Raw genomic sequence first — 22,073 nt, 5'->3', positions numbered from 1 at the left:
TTAGATGAACATCGACCTCACGGGGACCACCACCCGGCAGATCCAGGACGCGCTGACGCAGTCCCGGCATCTGATGGGCGGTCCCGCCGTCGGCATGGTCCTCACCCTGATCATCGTGACGGACGAGTCCGCGCAGTACGACGCGGTGCGCGCGGCGACGGAGGCGGCGCGCGAGCACCCGTGCCGGGTGCTGACGGTGATCTCCCGCGACCCGCGCGGCGGCTCGTCCCGGCTCGACGCCGAGATCCGCATGGGCGAGACCGGCCCGGGCGAGACGGTGCTGCTGCGCATGTACGGCCCGCTCGCCGAGCACGCCGACTCGGTGGTCGTGCCGCTGCTGATGCCCGACACCCCGGTGGTGACGTGGTGGCCGGGCGGCAAGGTGCCGAAGGTCCCGGCGAAGGACCCGCTGGGCAGGCTGGCGCAGCGGCGGGTGACGGACTCCTACGCGGCCCGCGACCGGCTCGGCACCCTGGCGCAGCTCGCGGGCGGCTACCGTCCGGGCGACACCGACTTCACCTGGACGCGGCTGACGAACTGGCGGTCGCTGCTGGCCGCCTCGCTCGACCAGGACCACGACGAGATCGTGTCCGGCGAGGTGACCGCGGAGCCGGACAGCCCGAGCGCGGAGCTGCTGGCGGCGTGGCTGTCGATCCGGCTCGGCGTCCCGATGGACCGGTCGGTGTCGGAGGGCCCCGGCATCACCGGCGTCCGGCTGGCGACGACCGGCGGCGACATCGTGATCCACCGCCCGGACGGGCGGGTCGCGACGCTGTGCCGTCCCGGCCAGCCCGACCGCCAGGTGGCGCTGATGCGGCGCCCGATGTCGGAGCTGCTGGCCGAGGAGCTGCGGCGGCTCGACCCCGACGAGGTGTACCGCGAGGCCGCGGCCCGGTTCGCCAAGGACCTCGCGGGCGGGACGACGCAGGAGGGCGTCGCGAGCGAGCCGGTGTCGGCCACGGCGGAGGCGGCGCGGACCGAGCCCGCCAAGGACGAGGCCGCGGATCAGGGCCGCGACCACGCGGAGGGTTCGTGATCCCCCTGTCGGTCCTGCTGCACCGCGACCAGGACGTCCTCGCCGAGGCCGCGGCGGCGCGGCTCGTGACGCGGCTCGTGGACGCGCAGGCGGCCCGCGGCTCGGCGTCGGTCGTGCTGACCGGCGGCGGCGTCGGCACGGCGGTGCTCGCCGCGCTGGCCGCGTCCGGTGCCCGCGACGCGGTCGACTGGGGGCGCGTGGACGTGTGGTGGGGCGACGAGCGGTTCCTGCCCACCGGGGACCCGGACCGCAACGAGACCGGCGCCCGCGCGGCGCTGCTCGACCACGTCCCGGTCGATCCGGCGCGGGTGCACCCGATGCCGGCGGCGGACGGCCCGGACGGCGACGACCCCGAGGCCGCCGCCGAACGCTACGCCGTCGAGTTGCGGGCCGCTGCGCGTCCCGAGGACGGCGAGCCGGTGCCGCCGTTCGACGTGCTGATGCTCGGCGTCGGCCCGGACGCGCATGTCGCGTCGCTGTTCCCGGAGACGCCCGCGGTGCGCGACGAGCGCCCGGTCGTGGCGGTGCGGGACGCGCCGAAGCCGCCGCCGACCCGGATCTCGCTGACGTTCCCGTCGCTGCGCGCCGCGGAGGAGGTGTGGCTGCTGGCGGCGGGTGACTCGAAGGCCGAGGCCGTCCGGCTCGGGCTGACGGAGCCGTCGCCCGCCCGGGCCCCGGTCGCCGGGGCGCGGGGCCGGCTGGGCACGCTGTTCCTCCTGGACCGGGCCGCCGCCGCCCGCCTCCCGCACGGCGCGCAGGGCCTGGCGGCCCCTTGACCCTGACCAGGGGAAATCCGACCATTCTCCGTGCTTTCGCATGGCTCGCGTAAAACCGTGCATACCCTGACAAAGGGACGCGTCGAGCATGAGGAGGGCTCTGGTGCTGAAGAGCCGGACCGGAAGGGCGATCGCGGCGATCACGGGGGCGGCGGCCATCGCCGCCGCCGGCTGCTCGTCCGGAGGCGGCGGCGCCGGAGGCGACGGCGGCAAGGCCGAGGACGCGGTGAAGCTCGCCATCACGCCCGCGACCGGCGCCCAGCAGGTCGAACCCGACAAGCCCGTCACCGTCACCGCCGACAACGGCAGGCTGACGAGCGTCACCCTCACCTATGGCAAGAAGAACGCCAAGGCCGAAGGGAAGCTCGCGGCGGACGGCTCGTCGTGGAAGTCGTCGTGGAACCTGCGTCCGTCCACGACGTACACGGTGACCGCGCAGGGCACTGGCGAGGGCGGCAAGCAGACCACGGCGACGTCCACGTTCACGACGCTGACGCCGCAGCAGAAGCTGGAGAGCGGCATGTCACCGCTGGACGGCGAGACCGTCGGCGTCGGCATGCCGGTGCAGCTGCTGCTGTCCAGGCCGGTGAGCACGAAGGCCGGGAAGGTCGCCGTGGAGAAGGCCCTTGAGGTCAAGGCGTCCCGGCCGGTCGAGGGCTCCTGGAACTGGGTCAGCGACAAGGAGGTCGACTTCCGGCCCCGCGAGTACTGGCCGTCCGGGCAGAAGGTGAAGGTCGTCGCGCACCTGGCGGGCCTGAAGGCCGGTGAGGGCATGTACGGCATGAAGGACCGCAGCGTCTCCTTCACCGTCGGCCCGCAGCACGTCACCACCATCGACGCGAAGAAGCACCGCGCCACGGTCACCGACGGCGGCAGGACGGTCCGGACGATGAAGGTCAGCCTCGGCAAGCCGGGCCACGAGAGCTACAGCGGCACGATGATCGTCCAGGAGAAGGCGGGCCGCATCGTCATGGACTCCGCGACCACCGGCAACCCCGGCGAGTACCGGATCAAGACGAACTGGAACGTCCGGCTGACCTACAGCGGGACGTTCGTCCACTCGGCGCCGTGGTCGACCGACTCCCAGGGAAACGACAACGTCAGCCACGGCTGCGTGAACGCCTCCCCCTCGGACGCCAAGTGGTTCTACGACTTCGCCCAGCGCGGCGACATCGTCAAGGTGACCGGCACTTCGCGGCAGCTCCAGTTCGGCAACGGCCCAACGCCGTGGGCGAAGTCCTGGCAGGACTGGCTGGCCGGCGCCGCGACCGGTAAACCCGTCACCGCCGCGCCGCTCAGGTGACCCCCCGCGGGTCCGGTCCGCGCGTCCGGGCACACTAGGTCCCATGCAGAAGCTCTCGCTGGACGCACTGGTACGGGACCACTTGAAGCGCGCCGCGGGCGGCTCCACCGGACGCAGCGCCGAGACCGTCTACGGCGGGCATGAGCACGTCCTGCGGCAGACGCTCATCGCGCTCACGGAGGGGACCGTGCTGGCCGAGCACGAGAACCCGGGCGAGGCGACGGTCGCGGTCCTGCGCGGCCGGGTGCGGCTGGTGAGCGGCGAGCACTCCTGGGACGGCATCTCCGGCGACCTCCTCATCGTCCCGGACGCGCGGCACAGCCTGGAGGCCCTGGAGGACGCCGCCGTCCTCCTCACCGTCGCCAAACCCGGCTGAGGCCGGGGGCGGGCGGATACCAAAGTCGATGGGGCGCCTACCTGCGGCCACTGCGGGTGGCGCCCGCGCCGGTTAGCGTGGTCGGCGTGATTCTCCGCAGGTCCGCGCGCGAGTGGAGCCGCGACGCCGCCGTCGCGGCGGCCGCCCTGATGATCGGGCTGCTGGTGCTGGCGGGCTCCCGGGAGGACTACCCGGCGCCGCCGGGCTGGATCGACGACGTCCGGGAGGCCGTGTTCGGCGGCGCCGGCATCCTGGTGCTGGTGCTGTTCCGGCGCCGGTGGCCGGTGTGGGTCTCGCTGTTCCTGACGTTCTACGAGGTCACCAACTCCGTCTCGTGGGGCGCGACGGCGGTGAGCCTGTTCACCGTCGCGGTGCACCGCCGCTGGCTGGCGGCCGTGGCCCTCACCGCGCTGAACTCGGCGATCGTCGTGGTCCTGTTCCAGCTGACGGACGGTGCGATGACGACCCAGCGGGAGCGCTTGGAGGCGTCCCTGGTGTTCGTCCTCGGCTACGCGATGCTGGCCGCCGTCGGGATGCTCGTCCGGTCGCGGCGGCAGCTGATCGAGTCGCTGCACGAGCGGGCCCGGTCCGCGGAGTCGGAGCAGCGGCTGCGGGTCGAGGAGGCGCGGCTGCTGGAGCGGGAGCGGATCGCGCGCGAGATGCACGACGTGCTCGCGCACCGCATCTCGCTGCTGGCCGTGCACGCGGGGGCGCTGGAGTTCCGCCCGGACACGCCCGCCGAGCAGCGCGAGGCCGCCGGGATCATCCGGCAGAGCGCCTACGAGGCGATGGAGGACCTGCGCGAGGTGATCGGCGTGCTGCGAACCGACCCGCCCGGCGCCGACCCGGAGCGGCCGCAGCCGACGCTCGCGGACGTGTCCGGGCTCGTCCAGGAGTCGCGGCGCGCCGGGGGGAGCGTCACGCTGGACGAGAACGTCCCCGACCCGGACCGCGTCCCGTCCAGGGTGGGGCGGCACGCGTACCGGATCGTCCAGGAGGGGCTGACGAACGCCCGCAAGCACGCGCCGGGCGCCGCCGTCCGGGTCACCCTCGACGCGGGCAAGGACCTGGACATCGAGGTCGTCAACGCGGTCCCGCCCGGCCCGTCCGCGCTCGCCATGCCCGGTGCGGGCGCGGGGCTCGTCGGTCTCGCCGAACGGGTGGCGCTGCTCGGCGGCACGCTGGAGCACGGCCGCACCGGCGACGGCCGGTTCCGCCTGCACGCCCGCCTCCCGCTGTAGATCGCGGAGGGCCATAGGGTGGCGGGATGGACTCCCCACCCATCCGCGTCCTGATCGTGGACGACGACGCGCTCGTCCGGGCCGGCCTGTCGATGATGCTGTCCAACGACACCGGTCTCGACGTGGTGGGGGACGTCGCCGACGGCGCCGAGGTCGTCGCCGCCGTCAACCAGCACCGGCCCGACGTCGTCCTCATGGACATCCGGATGCCCCGGCTGGACGGCCTCGCGGCGACCGAGCTGCTGCGCGCCCGCCGCGACCCGCCCGAGATCATCATCCTGACGACGTTCGACACCGACGACCACATCATGCGCGCGATGCGGGCGGGCGCGAGCGGGTTCCTGCTGAAGCACACCCCGCCGCCGGAGATCGTCCGGGCGATCCGGCAGGTCGCGGCCGGTGAGCCGATGATGTCGCCGGCGGTGCTGCGCAAGATGATGTCCTACGTCGCCGACTCCGGCACCGACCCGCGCCAGGCCCGCGCCCGGGAGCTGCTGGGCCGGCTGAGCGACGGCGAGCGGGCCGTCGCCGCCCTCGTCGGACGGGGCCGGACCAACAGCGAGATCGGCGCGGAGCTGTCGCTCAGCGTCGCGACCGTGAAGGCGTACGTGTCGCGGCTGCTGACGAAGCTGGAGCTGAACAACCGGGTCCAGATCGCGCTGCTCGTCCACGACGCCGCCCTCGACGGTTAGCCCTTCGCCCCAGGCCCGGGGCCGCGCGGCGCGAGCGGGACGTCCGGCAGCAGCAGCGCCGCCGCGAACCCCACCGCGAGGAGGGGCAGCCCGGCCAGGAACAGGTCGGAGAAGGCCGCCGCGAACGCCTCGGCGACGCCGTCCCGCACCGGCCCGGGGAGCGTGTCGAGCACCTCGGGACGGACGGCGTCGCGGAACGCGGGGACGCTCCCGTCCGGGACGCGGCGTCCGACCTCCTCGGCGAACCGGCTCGACACGATCGCGCCGAACACCGCCATCCCGGCGGAGGTGCCGAGCATCCTCGTCGCGAAGACCCCGGCGCTCGCCGCGCCGAGATCGCGGCGCGGCGCGGCGTTCTGCGCGATGAGCATGACGACCTGCTGCGACAGCCCCGCGCCGAACCCGAGGACCGCCATGAAGCAGCAGGCGGTGAGCAGGCCGGTGCCGGTGTCCATGGTCGCGAGCAGCGCGACGCCCAGCGCGCTGAGCGCCATGCTCGCGGCGGGCAGGCGGTGGTAGCGGCCGGTCCGCGCGATGCGCCGCCCGGCGCCCATGGACGCGACGAGCAGGCCGGTCATCATCGGCAGGAGCAGCAGGCCCGACTCCGTCGCCCCCGCTCCCCCGACGACCTGGAAGAACATCGGCAGGTAGATCGCGAGCCCGAACCCGGTCGCGCCGCCCACGGCCGCGACGGCGCAGGCCACGGCGAACGACCGGTCGCGGAACAGCCGCGGCGGGATGACGGGTTCGGCGGCGGTCCGTTCGGCGAGCACCCAGACGGCGAACAGCGCCGCCGAGCCCGCGGCCAGCGCGAGGACGACCGGCGAGTCCCACGCGTACCGCGTCCCGGCCCAACTGGTGAAGAGCGTGAAGCAGGTGACCGCCGCGCCGAGCAGCACGATGCCCGCGTAGTCCACCGAACTCGCCCCGCCCGCCCCGCTGCCGGCCCGCGGCCCGCCCTCCGGCTCCGGCAGCCGCAGGAACAGGACGGTCGTGGCGATGGCGGCGAGGCCGAGCGGCAGGTTGACGTAGAACACCCACCGCCAGGACGCGTGGTCGGTGAGGAACCCGCCGACCAGCGGCCCGGCGATGCTCGACACGGCGAAGATCAGCGCCGAGCAGCCCTGGTACCTGGCGCGCTCCCTCGGCTCGAACAGGTCGCCGGTCAGCGCGAACATCGAGCTCATCAGGCAGCCCGCGGCGGCGCCCTGCACGACGCGGAACGCGATCAGCCAGTCCATGGACGGCGCCGCCCCGCACGCCGCCGACCCGGCCAGGAACCCGGCGAGCCCGGCGAGCAGGACGCCGCGGCGCCCGAACAGGTCGCCCAGCCGTCCCGACAGGGGCACGGTGACGCTGGTGGCCAGCACGTACGCGGTCGACACCCAGGCCATCCGGCCGAGCCCGCCGAGGTCCCCGACGAGCGCGGGCAGCGCGGTGCCGAGCACCGTCGCGTCCAGGGAGGACATGAGCCCGGCGAGCATCAGCCCGCCGAACACCACCAGCCGGTGCCCGTGGCTCATCGGCGTCGCGCTCGCAACCATATGCACTCCTCATTCATATGCTTTAGACACTTAAATGCTAAGCACATGCATATGAGCTGCGCAACCTAGCTAGACTGGTCGGCATGAGCGAGGAGGCACTGGACGCCGTCGAGCGGAGCATGGTCAAACTGCGGCGCGGCATGTCGCGGCAGCGGCTGGGCAGGGCCGCGATCCGGGATCACAACCTCCCCGTGGACGTCCAGGTCCTGCACGTCGTGGACGTCATCGACGAGGGCCCCGACGACGCCGGCCAGGAGATGAGCGTCGGGCTGGTCGCCGCTCGCCTCGGCGTCGACGCCTCGCGCGGCAGCCGCATCGTCGCCGAGGCCGTCAAGTCCGGCTACGTCCGCCGCGTCGCGTCCCAGGAGGACGGCCGCCGCATCCACCTGGAGCTGACCGCCGAGGGCCGCGCCGTCGTGGACGCCACCCGCCGCACCCGCCAGGAGCACTTCGCCAAGGCCATGAGCGACTGGACGGACGCCGAGCGCGCCGAGTTCGCCCGCCTCCTCGCCCGCTTCGTCCACACCTACGACGGCTGACGCCCCCGTCTCCCCCGACCGGCTAGGCTCCGCGTGTGGACGAGGCCGAACTCCTCACCAGGGCACGCGCCGGCGACGCGGCGGCGTTCGACGCCCTGGCCGACCGCTACCGGGGCGAGCTGAGGGCGCACTGCTACCGCATGCTCGGCTCCCTGCAGGACGCCGAGGACGGGCTGCAGGAGTCGCTGCTCGCCGCCTGGCGCGGCCTGCCCGGCTTCCAGGGGCGCAGTTCCCTGCGCACCTGGCTGTACCGGGTCAGCACCAACGCCTGCCTGCGGCTCGCCTCGAAGCGCCCGCCGCGCGTCCTCACGCCCGACCACGGGCCGCCGCGCAGCGACGTCCACGACCTCGGCCAGCCCGTCACCGGCCCGGTCTTCCTGGAGCCGTGGCCGGACGACGTCGCCGCCGACGAGCCCGGCCCGGAGGCGTCGTTCGCCCGCCGCGAGAACGTGGAGCTGGCGTTCGTCGCCGCGCTGCAGCACCTGCCCGCGACGCAGCGCGCGGTGCTGATCCTGCGCGAGGTGCTGGAGTTCTCCGCCGCCGAGGTGGCCTCGTTCCTGGATCTCACGCCGACCGCCGTGAACAGCGCCCTGCAGCGCGCGCGGAAGGCCGTCCAGGAACGGGTGCCCGGGCCCAGCCAGCAGACCGAGCTGTCCGCGCTCGGCGCGGACGGGCGGCGCGAGCTGATCGACGCGTTCGTCGCCGCCTGGGAACGGGCCGACGTGGACGCCCTCGTCGCGCTGCTCGCCGACGACGTCCGGTTCACGATGCCGCCGCTGCCCGCCTGGTTCGACGGCCGCGACGACGTCGCCCGGTTCTTCGCCGAGCGGGTCTTCGAGACGCCCTGGCGCCTCGTGCCCGTCCAGGTGAACGGGCAGCCCGGGTTCGCCTGCTACCAGCGGGGGCCCGACGGCCGCTTCCGGACCGGCGCGATCAACGTCCTCAGCCTCCGCGACGGCCGGATCACCCGGATCACCGCCTTCCTCGACCCCGCGCTGTACCCGCTGTTCGGGCTTCCGGAAGAACTTCCGTCCTGACCGATGAGTCCGCGGCGCACCGTGTCTCTCCTCCTGTGAAACGCGAAACCACGAGGAGAAACCGATGCGCAAGCTGATCGTCGCCAACATCGTCTCGCTGGACGGCTACTACGAGGGCCCCGGCAACGACGTCATGGCCCTTCCCTTCCACGACGCCTTCAGCGAGTACAACGCCGAACGCCTCCGCGCCGCCGACACGGTCCTGCTCGGACGCAGCAGCTTTGAGGGCTTCAAGAGCTACTGGCCGCACATCGTCGACGACGCGTCCCAGGCTCCTGTCGAGCGCGAGATCTCCCGGCACATGAACGCCGTCGACAAGGTCGTCGTCTCCGACACGCTCACCCCGGCCCGGACGGCGCCGTGGCACAACACCGAGATCGTCGGGCGCGCGGACGCCCATGCCCGCGTCGCCGGGCTCAAGAACGCCCCGGGCAAGGAGATCCTGACGTTCGGCAGCCACACGCTGTGGAACGACCTGCTGTCCGCCGGCCTGGTCGACGAGCTTCACCTGATGATCGGCCCGGCCTTCCTCGGTGCGGGGACGCCGGTGTTCGGGGGCCGGTCGCCCGTCCGGCTCCGGCTTCTGGAGGCCCGCCCGCTGCCCGGCGGCCACCTCGTCCTCACCCGCCACGCCCCGGCCTGACCGCCGGAGCGTCGCGGCAGGGGCGTGGCCGGACGCGTCAGCCGAGGCGCCGCCTCAGCAGACAGAACTCGTTGCCCTCGGGGTCGGCGAGGACGACCCAGCTCTCCTCGCCGGTCTGGCCGACGTCGGCGCGCCGCGCCCCGGCGGCCAGCAGCCGTTCCAGCTCGGCGTCCTGGTCGCGGTCGGTGGGGTTGACGTCGATGTGCAGCGGCAGCTTGCCGGACTTCGGATCCTCGCTCAGGGAAAGGATCAGCGTCGGCTGGAGCCCGCCGAAGCCCTCCCGGGGACCGATCTCCACGTCGCCGTCCTCCCGGTGCAGCACCACGAATCCCAGCACCTCGCACCAGAACTCCGCCAGCGCCTCCGGGTCGCGGCAGTCGAGCACGAGCTCACTGATCCGACACGCCACCGCCGGGCCCCCGTTCCCTCACGCAGGATCGAATGTACGGCCCGCACCTTAACACCGGCCGCTGACGGCGGGATCGTCGGTGGCCACGGCTAGGGTCCCGAGCCATGGATCTTGAGCTGGGAGGACGGAAGGCGCTGGTCACGGCGAGCAGCGGGGGCATCGGCGCGGCGGTGGCCGTGCGGCTGGCGGCCGAGGGATGCGCGGTGCTGGTCCACGGCCGGGACGCGGCACGCGCGGAGGCGGTCGCCGGACGGGTGCGGTCGGCGGGCGGCACCGCGCAGGTCGTGCTCGGCGACCTCACCGACGATGGCGCGGCGGCCGAGGTCGCCGGACGGGCCGCGGCGTGGGGCGTGGACGTGCTGGTCAACAACGCCGGACCGGTCGCCGAGCACGACTGGGACGACGCCGGGCCCGCGGTGTGGCTGGAGGCGATGAACGGCAACGTCCTGTCTGCCGTCCGCGTGATCCGGGCCGTCCTGCCGGGCATGCGCGAGCGCGGCTGGGGCCGGGTCGTCAACCTGGGGAGCCGGGCGGCGACCACTCCCCTGCCCAACCTGGTCGGGTACTCGGCGGCCAAGGCGGCGGTCGTCAACCTGACCACGAGCCTGGCCCGGCACCTGGCGGGCACGGGCATCACGGCGAACACCGTGAGCCCCGGCGTGATCGTCACCGACGGGATGCGCAGGCTGTTCGAGGACGGCGCCGCCCGTCGCGGCCGGCCGCGGCGGTGGGACGAGCTGGAGCCGCTGGTGACGGCCGAGTACGCCCCCAACCCGACCGGCCGCCTCGGCACCGCCGACGACATCGCCGCCACCGTGGCGTTCCTGGCCAGCCCGCTCGCCGGCTACATCAACGGGATCGACCTCCGCGTGGACGGCGGCCTCGTCCCCGTCCCCTGACATGAACGAGTGGGCGCATGCCCACTAAGGGCGGCGCCTTCACCGCGACCTGCACCACCCTGGCGATCACCGCGACCCGCCAGAGCTGACCGGGTCTCACGCCAGGGCGGCGCAGAGGGCGTCCAGGGCGCTCGGGTAGGCGGAGCCCAGAGGCGTGCTGTAGCCCACGATGAAACCCTGCGGGCGCCCGGACGGGTCCTGCCAGTGGTCGCGGAGAGGCATCAGGGCGAGACCGAGTTTCCCGGCGCGTTCCAGGACCGCAGGCTCATCGGGGCCGCCGTCCGGCAGGAGGACGAGAACGTGCAGCCCGGCGGCGACGCCCTGGACCCGGACGTGCGGGACGCGGTCGCGCAGCGCCGCCGCCAGGCGGTCGCGTCGGCGGCGGTAGCGCAGCCGGGACGCGCGGACGTGCCGGTCGTAGGCGTGCGTGCGCAGGAGGTCGGCGAGGACGAGCTGCCCGAGCGACTGCGTATGGGCGTCGGCGAGGCGTTTGGCCTCGGTCACGGGTTCGACCAGGTGCGCGGGAAGGACCAGCCAGGCCAGGCGCAGCGCGGGGGCGAGGGTCTTGGACGCGGTCCCGGCGTAGACGACGCGGCCGGGCGCCGTGCCCTGCAGTGCCCCGACGGGACGGCGGTCGAAGCGGAACTCGCCGTCGTAGTCGTCCTCGACGATCGTCCCGCCGGTGGCGCGGGCCCAGGCGGCGAAGGCGCGCCTGCGGTCCGGGTGGAGCGTCGCGCCGGACGGGTACTGGTGCGCCGGGGTGAGGACGGCCGCGCCCGCGCGGTCGAGCGCCTCGGTCCGGGCACCGAACTCGTCCACGGGCAGCGGGACGATCTCCGGTCCGTGGCGGCGGACGATCTCCCGGTGGAACGGGTGGCCCGGCTCCTCCATCGCGACCGCCGCCGTCCCGCCACCGGCGAAAACCCCGGCGAGCAGGCCGAGCGACTGCGCGTATCCGGACGTGACGACGATCCGGCCCGGGTCGGCGTGGACGCCGCGGGCCCGCCCGAGATAGGCGGCGAGCGCCTCCCGCAGCTCGGGGCGGCCGCGCGGGTCGCCCAGCGCGTACACCTCGGGCGGCGCGGCGGCCATGACGCGCCGGGTCGAGCGCAGCCATGCCTGCGCGGGGAACGCGCTGAGGTCGGGCCGTCCCGGCAGGAAGTCGTGAACGGGGGCGCGAGCACCCGGCGAAATGTCCGGGCCCGCCGGCGCGGGCCGGGCGGTCTCCGCGACCCGCGTGCCCGAGCCGGGGACGGTCGTCAGGTAGCCCTCGGCCGCGAGCTGGTCGTAGGCGGCGGTGACCGTGCCGCGCGACAGGCGGAGCTGGGCGGCCAGGGCGCGCGTCGACGGGACCGTGTCGCCGGGGGCGAGCCGCCCGGACCGGACGGCGGCGCGGAGGGCGCGTTCGAGGCCCGCCCGGCGGCCACCGGACGTGTCGGGATCCAGATGCAGGTCGATCCCCGAACCGGCCCAGTCTTTCGGCATGAAACCGGATCTTAATCGTGGTCCGATGGTGGCCTAGTTTCGCGGCATGCTCGTTTTCGCCCAGCTCAGCGACACGCACCTGGACGGCGGCGACCTCCGCCTCGACCGGGCGGCGCGGGTCATGGCGCGTGTGAACGCCCTGCCGCTCGACGCCGTCCTCGTCACCGGCGACATCGCCGACCACGGCACGCCCGCCGAGTACGCGCAGGCGCGCGAGGTGCTCCGGTCCCCGCATCCGGTCCTGATGTGCCCCGGCAACCACGACGCGCGAGGCCCGTACAGGGAGGCCCTCCTGGACGAACCATGCGGTGCCCGCCCGATCAACCGGGCGCACAAGGTGGCAGGCGCCCTGTTCGCGATCTGCGACTCCACAGTCCCCGGAAAGGACCACGGATTCCTCGACGACGAGACGATCGACTGGCTCGACCGGCGACTCACCGCTGAGCCCGACGCCCCGGCGTTCGTCTGTTTCCACCATCCGCCGGTGTCGCTGAACATCCCGTACGTGGACGAGATCCGGCAGTTCGGCGAGGAACGGCTCGCGGCGGTCATCGCGCGGCATCCGCGGGTCGTGGCCGTCCTGTGCGGGCACGCGCACACGGCGGCGGCCACGACGTTCGCCGGACGGCCCCTGCTCGTCGCACCGGGCGTCGTGTCCACCCTGAGGCTGCCCGGCGAGGACGGCGGCATCGCCGACTATGACGCACCCCCCGGGTTCGCGGTCCACGTGCTGGACGATGATGGGCGCCTGACCACGCACTTCCGCACCGGACAGGACTGAACATGCAGCACCTCGGCATCCTCGCCCACAGCATGGAAGGCGCCGCGCTGTGCCTCCGCGCCTTCTGCCAGGAGGGTTTCCGGGAACTGGGCCCCGACGACCACCCGGACGTGACGCTCGACCTCATCGCGCTGGCGCGGAGCATGCCCGCGTGGGACGCCGGAGACCACGACCCGATCCGGGTGACGCTGGCCGGGAGCGTCCGGCGGCTCGCGGCGGCGGGCGCCGGCTTCTTCGTCTGCCCGGACAACACCGCGCACATGGCGCTCGAACGTCCCGGCGCCGACCTGCCGCTGCCCGGCCTGCACATCGCCCAGGTGGTGGCCGAGCAGGCCGTCCGGGACGGCCGCGCCCGCGTCGGCGTCCTCGGCACCCGCTACACCATGGACGGTCCCCTCTACCCCCGGGAGCTGGCGGCGCGCGGCATCGCCGCCGAGGTCCCGGACGCCGCCGACCGGGAGACCGTGCACAGGATCATCTTCGAGGAACTGGTCAACGGCGTCTTCACCGACGGCTCGCGGCGCGAGTACGCCCGCGTCATCGCCCGGCTCGCCGACCGGGGCTGCGACGCCGTCGCGCTGGTGTGCACCGAGATCCCGCTGCTGGTCACGCCCGGCGCCTCGCCGCTGCCGACGCTCGACTCCACCCGCCTGCTCGCCCGCGCGGCGTTCGAGGTGGCCGCCGGCCGCCGCCCCCTCCCCACGTGGCGCGGCGGCCCCGCCGACGCTTCGCCCGCAGGCGAAGCGAACCGAGCCTAGATTCGGGGGGTGGAGAGCACGGACCCGGATCGTTTCGATCCCGACCGGCGGGAAGGTCCCCACCTGACGTTCGGAGGTCCACGGTGAGCTTCCACGATCTGCACCACGGTGATCGTCCGCTGCTGCTGCCGAACGCGTGGGACTTCGCCAGCGGAGCGGCGCTGGTCAAGGCAGGGTTCCCCGCGGTCGGGACGACGAGCCTCGGCGTCGCCGCGGCCGCCGGGAAGACCGACGCGGCGGGCGACACCCGCGACGAGACGGTCGCGCTCGCCCGCGTCCTGTCGCGCCTGCCCGTCCCGGTCACCGTGGACATCGAGGGCGGGTTCTCCACCCGGGTCGCGGACGTCGCCGAACTCGTCACCGAGCTGGCCTCGTTCGGGATCGCCGGGATCAACCTGGAGGACGGCCGCGCCGACGGGACGCTCGCCCCGCTCGACCACCAGACCACCGTCATCGCCGCCGTGAAGCGGGCCGCGCCGCAGGTGTTCCTCAACGCCCGCACCGACACGTTCTGGCTGGGCGACCCGGACCGGGACGAGACGCTGCGCCGGGCGCGCGCGTTCGCGGACGCGGGCGCGGACGGGATCTTCGTCCCCGGGATCGTGGACGACGCCGACCTCCGCGCCGTTCTCGTCGCCGCGGAGGTGCCGCTGAACGTGCTGTTCATGCCCGGCAAGACCGAGTACGAGCGGCTGGCGCGCCTCGGTGTCCACCGCGTGAGCACCGGCTCGCTGCTGTTCCGCAAGGCGCTGCAGGCCGCGGTGGTCACGGCCCTCGGCGTCACCGGAGAGAGCGGCGATCACCCGGCGCTCTCCTACGGCGACGTTCAGGGCCTCGTCCGGGATTGAGCGGCTGGCCTAGGGAACGGCGTCGACGATCCGGCGGGTCCCGATCCAGCGGGAGCGTTCGGCGGCGTAGTAGGCGGCGCCGTCGGGCCCGGCGGGGCCGTCCGGACGGCGGCGCATCCCGAGCTGCAGCGCGATCTCCGCCGACGCGGGGTTCGCCGTGTCGATCTCGGCGGTGACCCGGTGCACGCCGACGACCCCGAACGCGTAGTCGAGCACCGCGCGGGACGCCTCGGCCGCCAGGCCCTGGCCCCACCGGTCCGGTTCCAGGCTGTAGAGGATCTCCACGTCCACGCCGTGGCCGAGCGGGCCGTCGTGGTGGCTGAGCCCGGCCACGCCGATCAGCGGCTCGCCCGCCGCGGGCGTCCGGACGTCGGCGCCGTCGATCCCGCCGGGCCACCGGGCGGGACGCAGCGCCCACAGCCCGTAGCCCTCGGTGGCGAAGTCCCGCTCGCTGGAGTCGATGATCTCCGACACCTGGACGGCGGAGATCAGCCGGTCGTGGAAGAGGTGCCGCCGGACGAGCGGGCCCGTCCAGTGCGTCAGCAGCGCGCCGTGGTCGCTCATGGACACCGGGCGCAGCACGAGCCGCACCGTGCGCAGGACCTCACTCATGCCCGTCCTCCGGCAGGCCGCCCGCGGCGGGCCACTCGGGCGCGGGCTCGCCGTCCGGGACGCCGACCCGGAACACGCGCAGCTGCAGCGCCAGCGCCCGGTAGTACCCGACGAGCGTGACCAGCTCCACGACGGCGGCGCGGCCGAGCGTGGTCGCCGCCTCGGTGAACACGGCGTCGCCGAGATCGCCCTCGGCGACGAGCTGCCGGGTCGCCTCGTACACGACGCGCTCGCGGACGTCGCCGAGCATCGGCGCGCGGCCCTCGCGGAGCGCGTCCATCTCGCCGTCGGCGAGCCCGGCGCGGCGGCCGATCCGCTCATGTGCGTACCACTCGAAGTCGGACCGCAGGTGCGCAGCGACGACCAGCGTCGCGATCTCCCGTTCCCGCCTGGTGAACGCGGTGCGGAACCGCAGCGCGGCGCCGAGGTCCTGCAGCGGCAGCCCGACGGACGGGCTGTAGAGCATCGCGTTGAAGGGGCCGAGGAGGCGCCCGGACTCGTCGGCCAGGCCGAACGGCGGTTCGGTGACCGCGGAGTCCGGGGAGTCCGGGGAGTCCGGGGAGTCGTCCGGCCAGGAGGGGGCCGTGCGGCCGGAGCCGCGCGGACCGCCGGTCACCGCCTCGTACACGGTCAGCTGCTCGTCGCTGAGCGAGCCGGGGAGCAGCAGCGGGAGCCGGGTCGTGGACGGACCGCGCGCAGGTCGGTCGTTGACGTGCTCACCGCTCACGGGGTCGATCACTTACCGCACGCTAGGCGGTCGGCCCGGGCGGCTCAAGTCCCGTCCGGAATGTGAAACCCCCGCCGCCACGATGACGTGGCGATCACGTGACACCGGCCTCGACCCGCCTCCGGGCTGGCAGGATGGCCCGGGTGAGCGGCATCTACGACGACCCATGGGCGTACGAGCTGGCGTGCTCGTTCCGCGACGTGCCCGCCGAGGCGGACGCGCTGCTCGGCTGGTGCGCCGAGCACGGCGCGCGGCCCGCGTCGGTGCTGGAGCTGGCCGCCGGGCCGGCGGAGCACGCCCGCGAGTTCGCCCGCCGCGGCCTCGCCGCCACCGCGCTCGACCTGAACGCGGAGATGTGCGCGTACGCCGAACGCGAGGCCGCGCGCGACGGCGTCGAGCTGACGGTCGTCAAGGACGACATGACCCGGTTCGACCTGGGCCGCCGCTTCGACCTCATCGTGACCATGCTGGACTCGACGTCCCACCTGATGACGCTGGACGCGCTGGTCGCGCACCTGCGCCGGGTCGCCGCGCACCTGTCCCCCGGCGGCCTGTACATCGTGGAGATGTCGCATCCGCGCGACCGCCTCACCGACGACCCCACCGTCAGCTCGGGCTGGACGGTCGAGCGCGGCGGCGTCCACGCCACCGTGCGGTGGGGCGAGCCGGGCGACCGGCTCGACCCGGTCACCCAGATCGCCGACGACCACGTCACGATGACCATCACCGGCGACGGGGACACGCGGGTGCTGCGCGACGTGGTCCCCTACCGCTTCTGGACGGCCACCGAACTGGACGCCGCGATCCGCCTCGCGGGCGGCCTGGAGACGCCGGCCCGGCACGGCGACTTCGGGGTCGGCGCGGACGCGGTGCCCCTCACCGACCCCGCCGCCTGGCGCATGATCACGATCCTGCGCGGCGCGTAGCCCCACGACGCGCCGGGGTTACGGCGTGGCCGTCCAGCCGGGCATCGGGTAGGGCGCGAGCAGCTCGCGGACCTGCCCGGCGACCCGCTCGACGACGCTCTCGTCCTGCTTGGCCGCGGCCTGCACGACCTCGTCCATCCAGGCCGCGACCTGCGGCATGTGCTGCTCGCCGAGCCCGCGGGTGGTGAGCGCGGCGGTGCCGGCGCGCAGCCCGGACGGGTCGAACGGCTTGCGCGTGTCGAACGGGACGGCGTTGTAGTTCAGCTCGATCCCGGCGCGGTCGAGGGCCTGCGCGGCGGGCTTGCCCCCGATGCCCTTGCTCGTCAGGTCGATCAGGATGAGGTGGTTGTCGGTGCCGCCGGAGACCAGGTCGTAGCCGCGGTCCATCAGCGCGGCGGCGAGGACCTTGGCGTTCGCGACGATCTGCCGCGCGTACGCCGCGAACCCGGGCTGCGACGCCTCCTTCAGCGCGACGGCGATCGCGGCGGTGGTGTGGTTGTGCGGGCCGCCCTGCAGGCCGGGGAACACGGCCTTGTCGACCGCCTTCGCGTGCTCGGCCGTCGACATGATCATCGCACCGCGGGGGCCGCGCAGCGTCTTGTGCGTGGTCGTGGAGATCACGTCGGCGTGGCCGACCGGGGAGGGGTGCGCGCCGCCCGCGATCAGGCCCGCGATGTGCGCGATGTCGGCGGCCAGCACGGCGCCGGCCTCGCGGGCGATCTCGGCGAACGCGGGGAAGTCGATCGTCCGCGGGATCGCGGTGCCGCCGCACCAGATGAGCTTCGGCCGCTCCTTCAGCGCCAGGTCGCGCACCTGGTCCATGTCGACGCGCCCGGTGTCGGCGCGCACCTCGTACCGGACGGGCCGGAACCACTTGCCGGTGGCCGACACCGACCAGCCGTGCGTGAGGTGCCCGCCCATCGGCAGCGACAGGCCCATCACCGGGTCGCCGGGCTCCAGGAACGCCATGTAGACGGCGAGGTTCGCGGGCGACCCCGAGTACGGCTGGACGTTGGCGTGCTCGACGCCGAACAGCGCCTTCGCGCGGTCGATGGCCAGCGTCTCGATCGGGTCGACGAGCTGCTGGCCCTCGTAGTACCGCTTGCCCGCGTAGCCCTCGGAGTACTTGTTGGTCAGGACGGTCCCGGCGGCCTCCAGGACGGCGGGCGACACGTAGTTCTCCGAGGCGATGAGCCGGAGCTTCTCGTACTGGCGGCGCGCCTCGGCCTCGACGAGCCCGGCGATCTCGGGGTCCTGGGCGTGCAGGTGGGGAACGGCCGGTTCGTGCATGGGATGCCTCCGCGCTGTCCGCGCCGGGGTTCGGGCACCCCGGCGGATGGGGACCCGTACACCCAGGCGCGCGGTGTGCGGACTACTTTCGCTCCCCGGTGGTCAACTCCACCTTGACTGCGCCAGTCGCGTGCCCGCCATCATACCGGCGCGGGCCCGCCCGCTCAGCCCAGGCCGGAAAGCGCACGGCCCGGCCCCCTCCGGGGCCGGGCCGTGCGATGGTCGGTGCGCGGGCCGTCAGCGGCTCGCGGACTCCAGCGCCTTCTTGACGGCGGCGCGCTTCTGCCGGAGCTTGGCCAGCGCCTCTTCGAGGATGGCCTCGCCGTCCTCGTCGCTGCGGCGCTCCTTCACGTACGCCAGGTGCGTCTTGTACGGCTCGGTCTTCGGCGGGGCCGGCGGGTTCTCCGAGTCCTGCCCGGCGGGGAACCCGCAGCGCGGGCAGTCCCAGGTCTCGGGGACCGCGACGTCCGTCGCGAAGCTGGGCCGGGTCTCGTGCCGGTTGGCGCAGTAGAAGGTCACCCACACGCGGGGGGCGGCGTCACCGCGTTCCGCCTCTCCCATCGGACCGGCCCCGACACGGCTGCCCCGAATCGCGTTGCCACTACCCACGGAATACTCCTCGCTTGGTCTTCCGCCGCCGCCCGTGACCTCCTGGGACGGCGCGGCGCTCGCATTGGTCGGAACGGGTGGCTCAGGCGTCGCCCTTGAACAGGAGCCCGAGCGCGACGATCGAGGCGAACCACAGGACGCCGACGGCGATCGTCAGCCTGTCGAGGTTGCGCTCTACCACGGACGACCCGCCCAGGGACGACGAGATACCGCCGCCGAACATGTCTGAGAGTCCGCCGCCCTTGCCCTTGTGCATGAGGACGAGGACGACCATCAGCAGGCTCGTGACGATGAGCACGATGGACGATGCGATGATCACGATTCTTCAGCGCCTTGTCTGTAGTTCAGGACGGTCTGTAGTTCAGACGGTGGGTCAGGCCGGGCGGTTTACCCGTCAGCTACGAAGGGTACGACGAACATCCCGCTGGTTCGGCAAGAACCCCCAGTTCACGCGGAATTGATCAGTTTGATCAGACGGGGAGATCCCGGTACCGGCAGATTTTGACGAATTCTCCCGGGTCCAGGCTGGCACCACCGACCAAGGCGCCGTCCACGTCGGACTGCGCCATGAGCTTGGCGACGTTGCCGCCCTTCACCGAACCGCCGTACAGGATACGCACCTGGTCGGCCACTCCGCCGTCGTAGAGCTCGGCGAGCCGCGTCCTGATGGCCGCGCAGACCTCCTGCGCGTCCTGCGGGGTGGCGACCTCGCCGGTGCCGATCGCCCAGACCGGCTCGTAGGCGATCACGGTGCGCCGCACCTGGTCGGCGGTGATCTTCTCCAGGCCGCCGTCGAGCTGCTCGATGACGTGCGGGACGTGCCCGCCCGCCTTGCGGACCTCCAGGCCCTCCCCGACGCACAGGATCGGGGTGAGGTCGGCGGAGAGCGCGGCCTTGGCCTTGGCGTTGACGAGCGCGTCGTCCTCGGCGTGGTACTGGCGGCGCTCGGAGTGCCCGACGACGACGTACGCGCAGCGCAGCTTGGCGAGCATCGCCGCGGAGATGTCACCGGTGTAGGCGCCGGAGGCGTGCGGGGAGACGTCCTGCGCGCCGTACTGGATCGCGTACTTGTCGGCGTCGATGAGGGTCTGCACCGAGCGGAGCGCCGTGAACGGCGGGATCACGGCGACGTCGACGGCGTCGTAGTCGGCCTCCTTGAGCGCGAACGCCATCTTCTGGACGAGCGCGATCGCCTCGAGGTGGTTGTTGTTCATCTTCCAGTTGCCCGCCATCAGCGGTTTGCGGGCGGGTGTCGCGGGGGCCATCGTCAGTCCTCCAGGGCCTGCAGGCCGGGCAGCGCCTTGCCTTCGAGGTATTCGAGGCTGGCGCCGCCGCCGGTCGAGATGTGGGAGAAGGCGGCCTCGTCGAAGCCGAGCCGCCGGACGGCCGCGGCGGAGTCGCCGCCGCCGACCACGGTGAACGCGCCGGAGTCGATGAGGCCCTGCGCGACGGCGCGGGTGCCGTTGGCGTACGGCTCCATCTCGAACACGCCCATGGGGCCGTTCCAGAAGACCGTGCGGGCGTCCGCGAGGCGCGCGGCGAACAGCTTGCCGGACTCGGGGCCGATGTCCAGGCCGAGCCGGTCGGACGGGATCGCGCCGGCGGCCACCACGCCGTGGTCGGCCTCGGCGGAGAACGCCGTGGCGGCGACGATGTCGACCGGGAGCACGAACTCGACGCCGGCGTTCTCGGCGCGCCGCAGGTACTCGCGGACGGTGCTGAGCTGGTCCTCTTCGAGGAGGCTCTGGCCGACCTCGTGGCCCTGGGCCTTGAGGAACGTGAAGACCATGCCGCCGCCGATCAGGATGCGGTCGGCCTTGCCGAGCAGGTTGTCGATCACGCCGAGCTTGTCGGACACCTTGGAGCCGCCGAGGGCCACCGCGTAGGGGCGCTCGACGTCCTCGGTGAGCTTCCTCAGCACCTCGACCTCGGCGGCGATCAGCCCGCCGGCGGCGTGCGGGAGCCGCTTCGGCACGTCGTACACCGACGCGTGCCTGCGGTGCACGGCGCCGAACCCGTCCCCGACGTAGATCTCGGCGAGCGCGGCGAGCCGGTCGGCGAACGCGCCGCGCTCGGCGTCGTCCTTGCTGGTCTCGCCCGGCTCGAAGCGCAGGTTCTCCAGGAGGGCGACGCCGCCGTCCGCGAGGCCGTCAACGGCGGCGCGGGCGGAGCCGCCGACGACGTCGGCCGCGAACGCGACGTCAGCGCCGAGCAGTTCGCCGAGCCGCGCCGCGACGGGGGCCAGCGAGAACTCGGGCTTGACCTCGCCCTTGGGACGGCCGAGGTGGGCGCAGACGATGACCTTGGCGCCCCTGGCCCGCAGCGCCTCGATCGTCGGCAGGCTCGCCCGGATCCGCCCGTCGTCGGTGATCGCGCCGTCCTCAAGCGGAACGTTCAGGTCGGCCCGGACGAGGACGCGGCGGCCTCCGACGTCGAGGTCGTCAATGGTGCGCATCGGGATGCGGTGTCCTTCCGTACACGGCCGCGCCGTGGCCGCACCGTCGTGCGCGGCCACGGCGCGAAGGGCTGCGGTTACAGCTGCGAGCCGACGAGCTTGACCAGGTCGACGAGCCGGTTGGAGTAGCCCCACTCGTTGTCGTACCAGCCGACGACCTTGACCTGGTCGCCGATGACCTTGGTCAGCCCGGAGTCGAAGATGCAGGACGCCGGGTCGGTGACGATGTCGCTGGAGACGATCGGGTCTTCGGTGTAGGTGAGGTAGCCCTTCAGCGAGCCCTCCGCGGCCGTGCGGAACGCCTCGTTGACCTCGTCCACCGTGACCTCGCGGGACAGCGTGACGGTGAGGTCGGTGGCGGAGCCGGTCGGCACCGGGACGCGCAGCGCGTAGCCGTCCAGCTTGCCCTGCAGCTCGGGCAGCACCAGGCCGATGGCCTTGGCGGCGCCGGTGGAGGTCGGGACGACGTTCAGCGCGGCGGCGCGGGCGCGGCGCAGGTCCTTGTGCGGGGCGTCCTGGAGGTTCTGGTCCTGCGTGTAGGCGTGGATCGTCGTCATCAGTCCCTTCTCGATGACGAAGCTGTCGTGCAGGACCTTCGCCAGCGGGGCCAGGCAGTTGGTGGTGCACGACGCGTTGGAGATCACCGTGTGCTTGGCCGCGTCGTACTTGTCGTCGTTCACGCCGAGGACGAGCGTGACGTCCTCGTTCTTCGCCGGCGCGGAGATGATCACCTTCTTGGCGCCGTTGTCGGCGTGCACCTTGGCCTTGGTCGCGTCGGTGAAGAACCCGGTGGACTCCACGACGACGTCGGCGCCGACGTCGCTCCACTTCAGGTTGGCGGGGTCGCGCTCGGCGAACGCCTTGATGGACTTGCCGCCCACGACGATCTCGTCGGCGGTGGCGCGCACCTCCGCGGGGAAGCGGCCGAGAATGCTGTCGTACTTGAGCAGCTGGGCGAGCGTGGCGTTGTCGGTCAGGTCGTTGACCGCCACGATCTCGATGTCGGCTCCGGACGCCTTCACGGCCCGGTAGAAGTTCCGGCCGATCCGGCCGAACCCGTTGATGCCTACTCGGATGGTCACGGAAC

General features: G+C 73.3%; 25 protein-coding genes and 1 riboswitch. Of the genes, 14 read left to right on the top strand and 11 right to left on the bottom strand.

What is annotated here, in order from left to right:
• Positions 1–4 precede the first annotated feature (4 nt).
• The 6 genes from ETD83_RS00730 to ETD83_RS00705 all read left to right on the top strand — a co-directional run bounded on the left by ETD83_RS00730 (position 5) and on the right by ETD83_RS00705 (position 5,424).
• The gene (locus ETD83_RS00730) at positions 5–1,036 is read left to right on the top strand and encodes a glucose-6-phosphate dehydrogenase assembly protein OpcA (RefSeq protein WP_138643066.1); all 1,032 of its coding nucleotides are present in this window, start codon (positions 5–7) and stop codon (positions 1,034–1,036) included.
• Positions 1,033–1,812, top strand: a complete 780-nt coding sequence (gene pgl / locus ETD83_RS00725; protein ID WP_138643065.1) for a 6-phosphogluconolactonase — start codon at positions 1,033–1,035, stop codon at positions 1,810–1,812. The genes ETD83_RS00730 and pgl overlap by 4 nt, the downstream gene beginning before the upstream one ends.
• A gap of 88 nt (positions 1,813–1,900) precedes the next feature.
• Positions 1,901–3,115: a L,D-transpeptidase gene (locus ETD83_RS00720; protein WP_138643064.1), complete on the top strand. Its 1,215-nt coding sequence runs from the start codon at positions 1,901–1,903 to the stop codon at positions 3,113–3,115.
• A 43-nt stretch (positions 3,116–3,158) separates the two neighbouring features.
• Positions 3,159–3,491, top strand: a complete 333-nt coding sequence (locus ETD83_RS00715) for a cupin domain-containing protein (RefSeq protein ID WP_138643063.1) — start codon at positions 3,159–3,161, stop codon at positions 3,489–3,491.
• Positions 3,492–3,577: 86 nt separating this feature from the next.
• Entirely contained in the window at positions 3,578–4,732 is a 1,155-nt protein-coding gene (locus ETD83_RS00710; RefSeq protein WP_138643062.1) for a sensor histidine kinase, read from the top strand.
• Positions 4,733–4,758: 26 nt separating this feature from the next.
• Positions 4,759–5,424 (top strand): response regulator transcription factor, encoded by a 666-nt coding sequence (locus ETD83_RS00705; RefSeq protein WP_138643061.1) that lies wholly within the window; start codon positions 4,759–4,761, stop codon positions 5,422–5,424.
• Here ETD83_RS00705 and ETD83_RS00700 read toward each other — a convergent pair.
• Complete coding sequence (locus ETD83_RS00700; protein WP_138643060.1) at positions 5,421–6,968, bottom strand: MDR family MFS transporter; 1,548 nt, start codon at positions 6,966–6,968, stop codon at positions 5,421–5,423. The two genes, ETD83_RS00705 and ETD83_RS00700, sit on opposite strands and share 4 nt — an antisense overlap.
• An 83-nt stretch (positions 6,969–7,051) precedes the next feature.
• Here ETD83_RS00700 and ETD83_RS00695 point away from each other — a divergent pair, with 83 nt between their 5' ends.
• The 3 genes from ETD83_RS00695 (at position 7,052) to ETD83_RS00685 (ending at position 9,187) form a co-directional block, all read left to right on the top strand.
• A complete protein-coding gene (locus ETD83_RS00695) occupies positions 7,052–7,507 on the top strand; it encodes a MarR family winged helix-turn-helix transcriptional regulator (RefSeq protein WP_138643059.1) in 456 nt (151 codons plus the stop codon).
• 35 nt (positions 7,508–7,542) lie between these two features.
• Positions 7,543–8,544, top strand: a complete 1,002-nt coding sequence (locus ETD83_RS00690) for an RNA polymerase subunit sigma-70 (protein ID WP_138643058.1) — start codon at positions 7,543–7,545, stop codon at positions 8,542–8,544.
• Positions 8,545–8,608: 64 nt separating this feature from the next.
• Positions 8,609–9,187, top strand: a complete 579-nt coding sequence (locus ETD83_RS00685) for a dihydrofolate reductase family protein (protein ID WP_138643057.1) — start codon at positions 8,609–8,611, stop codon at positions 9,185–9,187.
• 37 nt (positions 9,188–9,224) lie between these two features.
• Here the strand turns inward: ETD83_RS00685 and ETD83_RS00680 are convergent, their stop codons facing one another.
• Positions 9,225–9,596 (bottom strand): VOC family protein, encoded by a 372-nt coding sequence (locus ETD83_RS00680; protein WP_138643056.1) that lies wholly within the window; start codon positions 9,594–9,596, stop codon positions 9,225–9,227.
• 104 nt (positions 9,597–9,700) lie between these two features.
• On the opposite strand from ETD83_RS00680, the gene ETD83_RS00675 reads away from it, so the two are divergent.
• Positions 9,701–10,495 carry an SDR family NAD(P)-dependent oxidoreductase gene (locus ETD83_RS00675; protein ID WP_138643055.1) on the top strand — a complete coding sequence of 265 codons (795 nt, stop codon included), beginning with the start codon at positions 9,701–9,703 and terminating at the stop codon, positions 10,493–10,495.
• A gap of 96 nt (positions 10,496–10,591) precedes the next feature.
• Here the strand turns inward: ETD83_RS00675 and pdxR are convergent, their stop codons facing one another.
• Positions 10,592–11,980, bottom strand: coding sequence for a MocR-like pyridoxine biosynthesis transcription factor PdxR (gene pdxR / locus ETD83_RS00670; protein ID WP_138643054.1), 1,389 nt, complete (start codon positions 11,978–11,980; stop codon positions 10,592–10,594).
• Positions 11,981–12,026: 46 nt separating this feature from the next.
• On the opposite strand from pdxR, the gene ETD83_RS00665 reads away from it, so the two are divergent.
• The 3 genes from ETD83_RS00665 (at position 12,027) to ETD83_RS00655 (ending at position 14,367) form a co-directional block, all read left to right on the top strand.
• Positions 12,027–12,761, top strand: a complete 735-nt coding sequence (locus tag ETD83_RS00665) for a metallophosphoesterase (protein WP_138643053.1) — start codon at positions 12,027–12,029, stop codon at positions 12,759–12,761.
• 2 nt (positions 12,762–12,763) lie between these two features.
• A complete protein-coding gene (locus ETD83_RS00660) occupies positions 12,764–13,519 on the top strand; it encodes an aspartate/glutamate racemase family protein (RefSeq protein WP_138643052.1) in 756 nt (251 codons plus the stop codon).
• An 83-nt stretch (positions 13,520–13,602) separates the two neighbouring features.
• Positions 13,603–14,367, top strand: a complete 765-nt coding sequence (locus ETD83_RS00655; protein WP_138643051.1) for an isocitrate lyase/PEP mutase family protein — start codon at positions 13,603–13,605, stop codon at positions 14,365–14,367.
• Between the two features lie 9 nt (positions 14,368–14,376).
• On the opposite strand, the gene ETD83_RS00650 is transcribed toward ETD83_RS00655, so the two are convergent.
• Together ETD83_RS00650 and ETD83_RS00645 are read right to left on the bottom strand one after the other, a co-directional pair.
• A complete protein-coding gene (locus tag ETD83_RS00650; protein WP_138643050.1) occupies positions 14,377–14,979 on the bottom strand; it encodes a GNAT family N-acetyltransferase in 603 nt (200 codons plus the stop codon).
• Positions 14,972–15,718 carry a carboxymuconolactone decarboxylase family protein gene (locus ETD83_RS00645; RefSeq protein ID WP_138643049.1) on the bottom strand — a complete coding sequence of 249 codons (747 nt, stop codon included), beginning with the start codon at positions 15,716–15,718 and terminating at the stop codon, positions 14,972–14,974. The genes ETD83_RS00650 and ETD83_RS00645 overlap by 8 nt, the downstream gene beginning before the upstream one ends.
• Before the next feature lie 122 nt (positions 15,719–15,840).
• Here ETD83_RS00645 and ETD83_RS00640 point away from each other — a divergent pair, with 122 nt between their 5' ends.
• Positions 15,841–16,632, top strand: coding sequence for a class I SAM-dependent methyltransferase (locus tag ETD83_RS00640; RefSeq protein WP_230420605.1), 792 nt, complete (start codon positions 15,841–15,843; stop codon positions 16,630–16,632).
• 18 nt (positions 16,633–16,650) lie between these two features.
• Here ETD83_RS00640 and ETD83_RS00635 read toward each other — a convergent pair whose 3' ends face one another.
• The 6 genes from ETD83_RS00635 to gap all read right to left on the bottom strand — a co-directional run bounded on the left by ETD83_RS00635 (position 16,651) and on the right by gap (position 22,068).
• Positions 16,651–17,922 carry a serine hydroxymethyltransferase gene (locus ETD83_RS00635; RefSeq protein ID WP_138643047.1) on the bottom strand — a complete coding sequence of 424 codons (1,272 nt, stop codon included), beginning with the start codon at positions 17,920–17,922 and terminating at the stop codon, positions 16,651–16,653.
• A 53-nt stretch (positions 17,923–17,975) separates the two neighbouring features.
• Positions 17,976–18,062, bottom strand: a riboswitch (ZMP/ZTP riboswitch).
• A gap of 97 nt (positions 18,063–18,159) precedes the next feature.
• Entirely contained in the window at positions 18,160–18,531 is a 372-nt protein-coding gene (locus ETD83_RS00630; RefSeq protein ID WP_131962259.1) for an RNA polymerase-binding protein RbpA, read from the bottom strand.
• A gap of 82 nt (positions 18,532–18,613) precedes the next feature.
• The gene (gene secG, locus ETD83_RS00625; protein ID WP_138643046.1) at positions 18,614–18,850 is read right to left on the bottom strand and encodes a preprotein translocase subunit SecG; all 237 of its coding nucleotides are present in this window, start codon (positions 18,848–18,850) and stop codon (positions 18,614–18,616) included.
• A gap of 151 nt (positions 18,851–19,001) precedes the next feature.
• Positions 19,002–19,796: a triose-phosphate isomerase gene (gene tpiA, locus ETD83_RS00620; RefSeq protein ID WP_138643045.1), complete on the bottom strand. Its 795-nt coding sequence runs from the start codon at positions 19,794–19,796 to the stop codon at positions 19,002–19,004.
• A gap of 2 nt (positions 19,797–19,798) precedes the next feature.
• A complete protein-coding gene (locus tag ETD83_RS00615) occupies positions 19,799–20,986 on the bottom strand; it encodes a phosphoglycerate kinase (protein WP_138643044.1) in 1,188 nt (395 codons plus the stop codon).
• A gap of 77 nt (positions 20,987–21,063) precedes the next feature.
• Positions 21,064–22,068, bottom strand: a complete 1,005-nt coding sequence (gap, locus tag ETD83_RS00610; protein WP_138643043.1) for a type I glyceraldehyde-3-phosphate dehydrogenase — start codon at positions 22,066–22,068, stop codon at positions 21,064–21,066.
• Positions 22,069–22,073: the final 5 nt, after the last annotated feature.

Origin of the sequence: Actinomadura soli, from assembly GCF_005889715.1 — a bacterium.
In the GTDB taxonomy this organism is placed as follows: Bacteria; Actinomycetota; Actinomycetes; order Streptosporangiales; family Streptosporangiaceae; genus Spirillospora; species Spirillospora soli.
This window is presented reverse-complemented; position numbering and strand designations above follow the sequence as displayed.